At 56.8% G+C, this 5,601-nt stretch carries 7 protein-coding genes; 2 read left to right on the top strand and 5 right to left on the bottom strand.

Annotation, left to right across the window (positions count from 1 at the left end; translation table 11 throughout):
* Together AC221Y_RS19560 and AC221Y_RS19555 are read left to right on the top strand one after the other, a co-directional pair.
* The coding region (locus tag AC221Y_RS19560; protein ID WP_486708103.1) for an oligopeptide/dipeptide ABC transporter ATP-binding protein at positions 1-1,035 on the top strand (1,035 nt) is incomplete at its 5' end.
* A 102-nt stretch (positions 1,036-1,137) separates the two neighbouring features.
* Positions 1,138-1,416, top strand: coding sequence for a hypothetical protein (locus AC221Y_RS19555; protein WP_486708102.1), 279 nt, complete (start codon positions 1,138-1,140; stop codon positions 1,414-1,416).
* Here AC221Y_RS19555 and AC221Y_RS19550 read toward each other — a convergent pair.
* The 5 genes from AC221Y_RS19550 to AC221Y_RS19530 all read right to left on the bottom strand — a co-directional run.
* Positions 1,413-2,957 carry a Ppx/GppA family phosphatase gene (locus AC221Y_RS19550; protein ID WP_299750616.1) on the bottom strand — a complete coding sequence of 515 codons (1,545 nt, stop codon included), beginning with the start codon at positions 2,955-2,957 and terminating at the stop codon, positions 1,413-1,415. The two genes, AC221Y_RS19555 and AC221Y_RS19550, sit on opposite strands and share 4 nt — an antisense overlap.
* A gap of 72 nt (positions 2,958-3,029) precedes the next feature.
* Positions 3,030-4,025: an endonuclease/exonuclease/phosphatase family protein gene (locus AC221Y_RS19545; RefSeq protein WP_299750613.1), complete on the bottom strand. Its 996-nt coding sequence runs from the start codon at positions 4,023-4,025 to the stop codon at positions 3,030-3,032.
* Positions 4,026-4,706 carry a molecular chaperone DjiA gene (locus tag AC221Y_RS19540; protein ID WP_299750610.1) on the bottom strand — a complete coding sequence of 227 codons (681 nt, stop codon included), beginning with the start codon at positions 4,704-4,706 and terminating at the stop codon, positions 4,026-4,028.
* 10 nt (positions 4,707-4,716) lie between these two features.
* A complete protein-coding gene (locus tag AC221Y_RS19535; protein ID WP_486708104.1) occupies positions 4,717-5,223 on the bottom strand; it encodes a GNAT family N-acetyltransferase in 507 nt (168 codons plus the stop codon).
* The coding region (locus tag AC221Y_RS19530; RefSeq protein ID WP_486708101.1) for a VOC family protein at positions 5,223-5,601 on the bottom strand (379 nt) is incomplete at its 5' end. The genes AC221Y_RS19530 and AC221Y_RS19535, both read right to left, overlap by 1 nt.

Below are 5,601 nucleotides of genomic sequence, written 5' to 3'. Positions count from 1 at the left end.
GGCGACGTCGTTCTCAGGATGGAAGACCTCAAAAAATACTACGAGGTTTCTGCCAACGCGCTCTTTGGAGGTGCCAACAAGAAGGTCGTCAAAGCCAACGAAACCCTCACTTTTGAGGCCCGCGAGAGCGAGACTCTCGCCATCGTTGGGGAATCGGGTTGCGGTAAGTCGACCTTTGCAAAGGTCCTTATGGGCCTTGAGACCGCAACTGAAGGCAAAATCTTTCTCGACAACCGGGAAATCCAAGACCTGCCAATTGAGAAACGCGACACCAAAACGGTCTCTTCGGTTCAGATGGTTTTCCAAAACCCCTTCGACACGCTCAATCCATCGATGACGGTTGGTCGACAAATCATTCGCGCTTTGGAAATCTTCAAAGTAGGCAACAACCAAGCCGAACGCCGCACGCGGATGCTTGAACTTCTCGACCTGGTGAAACTACCGCGAGAATTTGCTGACCGTATGCCACGCCAGCTTTCGGGTGGTCAGAAACAACGTGTTGGTATCGCGCGCGCATTCTCAGGCGGCGCGCGCATCGTGGTCGCAGACGAGCCGGTCTCAGCGCTTGATGTGTCGGTGCAGGCGGCGGTCACGGACCTCCTCATGGAGATCCAGCGTAACGAGAAAACGACGTTGCTGTTTATCAGCCACGACCTGTCGATCGTTCGTTATCTGTCGGACCGTGTGATGGTCATGTACCTTGGCCACGTGGTTGAATTGGGCACCACCGATCAGGTGTTCTCGCCGCCATACCACCCCTACACCGAGGCGCTTTTGTCCGCTGTTCCCATTGCGGACACCAGCATCCAGAAAATGCACATCGTGTTGGACGGCGACATCCCGTCGGCAATGAACCCACCGCCCGGCTGTCCGTTCCAGACGCGCTGTCGCTGGAAGAACAAGGTTGCGGACGGGCTTTGCGACAGGGAAATGCCGCCGGTTCGCACGCTTGCCAACGGTCATCAGATCAAGTGTCACCTGCCCGACGCCGAACTTGATAACATGGAGCCCGTCATCAAGATGGCCGCTGAATAACGCGGGCCCGATCCAAGACGTTCAATGGCCGGGTATTTCGCCCGGCCATTTTTTGTCTCAGCGGGAATCGTAAAAGCCCTCAACTTCTGTTAAGATAAGGCTATGCTTCGTTTACTCATCCCACTGGTTTTTGCCGCCGCCCCTTCGTTTGCGCAAGATGCCCCCGAACCCGAGGGGAGAGATCTGATGAGCGAAGCTTTACGGCTTTTCATGCGTGGATTGCTTGAAGAAATGGAGCCCGCCATCAACGACTTATCGGCGCTTCTCGATAGTCTTGATGCCTACCACGCGCCCGAAGTCCTCCCAAACGGTGACATCATCATCCGCCGCAAGACCCCGTTGAAGCCGGAAGAAAACGACACCGGCGAGATTGAGCTTTAGCGCCCAATCACAACAATATCTGTTGCTCCCAGCGCTGAACCCAGCGAATTCAGGCGCGCTTCTGCAACTTCACCAAACAGACCACGCGTTCCCGGCGCTAGACGAACCTCAAGCCTTTGTTTCTTAGGGAAGTACTTGAAACTCCCCATTTTCTCGTCTTTCGACGCGGTCAGCATGGCACCAAAGCGCATTGCCTTCCCAAGAATTTCGGCTTGCTTCAGGAAGTCATCGTCGATCAGCTTGAACAAGGGGTCAAAACGGGAATTCACACGGCTGTTTTTATAGCGATGCAGCAATGCAACCCCAAGAAACACCCGTTCCGAATGCGTCATGCCGCCAAGGTTCGCCCGTGTCGCCTCGTCAAAACAGACCTCGTGGCGATAGTCCGGATGCGCACGCCAGCTGACGTCATGCAGCAAACAGGCGGCCTTAACCAACCGATGCGGCGCGGCCTTGCGGCCTGAAAAAAGCGGCAGCACAAAATCGTAAAGGCGCCGCCCAAAACCGGGCATGCGCGCATCTTTCGCTTCGGCAAACCGGCAGGCTTCGATTAACGGATCGCGATCCCGCAGGCGCTGCGGCATCTGCTCATAAAGCATGCCCTCGCGGATCCCATAGCTGGAAATCGCAATATCATACGGCTTTAACTGGCGGATCAATTCCTTCAAAACCAGTGAGGCCAACGGCACCAATGCCATCCGGCTTTCGCTCAGCCCGCACCGCAGGCGCAGGTCTTCAATCTTGGAGTCCTGAATGTAGTCAATCGTCGCCAGAACCGATTTCCGCGACATCCTATATTCGTGCAAAACCGTCAGTGGATAACCGCGTCGATCCATATCGATCCGCGCCAAAGCGCGCCACGACCCACCCACTAGAAAGAGGCGGTCCTTCTGCGACCCCATCGTTTCGGCAAGGGCAGCAACTTCTACGGCAATATGATTTTTAAGCCCCTTCTTACCGCCCTTGATGGTTTTCAGCCGCTGCGGGCCAAGCTTGGTTGAAATCCGTTTGCCGACCCGGCCGTCCCGCAATTCGGCAAGCTCCATCGACGAACCACCAATATCGCAGACCAACCCATAGGCCCCCGGCCAACCCAACAAAACTCCTTGTGCTGAAAGGCGGGCCTCTTCCTCTCCGTCGATAACCCAAAGGCGAAGGCCAGTCTCGCGCTGTAGTTCCTCCCTAAACGCGGGACCGTCCTCCGCCTCGCGCACCGCAGCTGTTGCAACAGCTGTAAGCGGTGCGATTCTCATGCCCTCGGCAAGCAATTGAAACCTTTTGATCGCTGACAAAGCCCTTATGCGGCCTTCGGGATTGAGACGCCCTGTTTCCGCCAACCCGGCGCCAAGGCCGGCCATGACTTTTTCATTGAAGAAATATGCAGGGCTTCGGGCGGCGCCATCAAACACCACCATCCGCACCGAATTCGAGCCAACATCAAGCACACCAACACGGCTTAAGGCCCGCGCGCTCGGGTCCTCGAACAGTGGCCGTCCAAACGGGCCCCAATCTTCGGTCGCTGCGTCACCGCTAGCGTCCATGTGGATCCCCCCGACGCATTTCACGCTGAGACCATGCACCTCAGAACCCATTGCGTCAACGAGGCAAAATCATCAAATATCAAGCTCGACGCTAACCGGGAAGTGATCTGACGCGGTAAGTAAAGCGCTCACCAACTCAGGCACTTCGGCAATATTGGCATCGTCAACGGGATGCCAGATGCGCCAGCGATCCGCTTCGTCCACAAGCGCCGGCGAGACCATCACATAATCAAGCAGCGTTTCCATCCAACGCTTTTGATCTGCCAACCAAAACCGAGCCGACGCGGGCACTGGGCCAGGCACACGGCCGATCATCGCGGCAGCATGTGGATCAAATAAATCGGCTTCGTCATCAACGCCAAGAACGATCTCAACGCCGGACCGTCCGAACAATTTTTCATATTCATCCAAGCCCGGCCCGTCGTTGAAGTCACCCAGAACAACAAGCCTATCGTTTTGATCAAGGTGATCATCGACACGCTCGCGCAACCAAATGCATTGCGCCAACTGCTTGCGTCGATTCTCGATGGCAATTCGCATAACACCGGCATCCGTCCGCGCGCCATGCGGGGCTTTGGACTTTGCATGCACTCCAATCAGTCGCAAGTTCACGCCATCTTTGGTCCGCACCGCCAACTCGAGCGGAGGCTTAGACCAGCGCACCTTTTCCGGCGCCGCATCCACATCAAGATCGATTTCATAGTCCTGATCAAAACGCGGTTCGCCTTGCGGATCGTGCTCCACTGTCATCGCATCCGGGTCATACAAAAGCGCAATCTCTTGCTGGGTATCATTCACAAACCCCATCACCGCGCGACGCGACCGCAAGCCCATCGTTTCCGCAAAAATCTCCAAAGCCGCCGCGCCGTCACGTCTGCGGTCGCTGTCAGGGGCTTCTATAATCATCACGGCGTCCGCATCTAGGGCATTGAAAACAATTCCTAATGCTTCGATCTGTTGGAACCGCTTCACGTTATATCGCCCGGACCATCCGGCATCGTTCAAGAGCCGGCCCCGGTCATCAAAAAGGTTCGAAAACCACTCAACATTGTAGGTTACAAGCCGCACCTACGCCGCGTCCCTGTTAATCTCTTCCCAAGCGTGATTGACCGCGATCAGGCGTTTCTCGGCCATTTTCAGCGCCTCTTGCGGCAACCCCCGCGCCATCAACCGATCGGGGTGTGTCTCGCGGACAAGGTCTCGCCAGGCGCTGCGAATATCCTTCATCGGCGTGTCAGGCTCGACGCCCAGAACGGCCCAGGGGTCAGGCTCGGCGTCCGCGACAAATCGGGTCCGGATCGCACGAAACTGTCGGTCGCTCAGGCCGAAAATCTCGGAAACGCGCGCCAGAAACTGATCTTCCTTTGGATGATAATCGCCATCAGCCACCGCGATATAGAACAGCCCTTCAAGCAAGTCGCAAAGTGTTCCATCCGCCTCGTTAAACATCCGCGCGATGCGTGTGGCATACTCTTCAAATCCCCCCACGTCCTGGCGCGCAAAATTGAACAGCTTGGCTGCATTGCCTTCCTCGGCGGCCGGAATATGAAAAACTTCGCGAAACGCAGTCACTTCGTCGCGTGTCACTAAACCATCAGCCTTCGCCATCTTCGCGCCCAAGGCAATCACCGCAATCGTGAACGCAATCGAGCGTTCTGGTGGCGAGCGCAGCATGTCGAACACCGAGGCGAGACTTTCGCCAGAGCGCAGTGCGGCAAGCGCGTCAGCTATGCGGGACCAAACGGACATGGACATGATCTTACGCGGAACTCTCCGCGTCGTCACCCATGGGTTGTAGCCATTTTTGCATCATGGTCAGATCCAGCCAGCGACCGAACTTGAAACCGACCTTTGGCAACACAACGACGGTTTCAAACCCGATCCGTGCATGGAAGGCAACACCTTCTGGGTTCTCGCCGCTGACGCCGGCCCAAAGCGATCCGATCCCAGCCGCGCGGGCGTGATCCTCGACCCTTTGCATCAACGCGCGGCCTGTCCCCCGCCCGCGTGCCTCGGGGGCAAGTATGATCGAGTGTTCCATCGTACGCGCATAGCCAAGTCCGCGCCTGAATTGGTCGTAACTGGCATAGCCTAGAATCACGCCGTCGTCTTCGGCCACAAATATGCCTGGCGCATTTTCGATGAGCTTCGCCACTTCATCGAGACTGAGTTCGATAGGCTTAAACGAGATTGTCGTGTCGCGGATAACCGGGTTCAGCACAGCTGAAATTCCGGTAGCGTCACGCGGCGTGGCCGGACGCACAATCATGCGAGGATCCGGTTGCCTTCCGGTGTCGCAATCGTTGCGATTAACCGCTTTTCCGGCCCCTCACGTACCAGCGTCGACTGCAGTCTGTTCAGCGCAGGAAAGGCATCGATCAATTCACCGGCTCGTGGGTGGAACACATCCAGCCGCACAAGGCGAAACCCGCAATCCGGCAGGCGTCCTGCAGGATGCGCGCTGTCACCCCAGTGGATCAGTGCCGGGCTTGCATCATCGAAGGGCAGCTTGCCGAACTCTGGCACCGCCATTTGCCAGCGCATATCCCCGCGTGACAGCCACATTGCGCGACCTGATCCGGGGGGGGCCTCATCTAGTGCCGCTTCAAGATCATCGGTCCGACAAATCCAATTCATCATCCGC

The organism is Boseongicola sp., from assembly GCF_057460485.1.
Note: the sequence above shows the minus strand (reverse complement) of the source record. Positions and strands in the feature narration are given on the sequence as shown.

Coding starts and splice junctions, on each gene's coding strand:
- AC221Y_RS19550 (WP_299750616.1), bottom strand. CDS start 2,957: ATGGACGCTAGCGGTGACGCAGCGACCGAAGATTGGGGCCCGTTTGGA.
- AC221Y_RS19555 (WP_486708102.1), top strand. CDS start 1,138: ATGCTTCGTTTACTCATCCCACTGGTTTTTGCCGCCGCCCCTTCGTTT.
- AC221Y_RS19540 (WP_299750610.1), bottom strand. CDS start 4,706: ATGTCCGTTTGGTCCCGCATAGCTGACGCGCTTGCCGCACTGCGCTCT.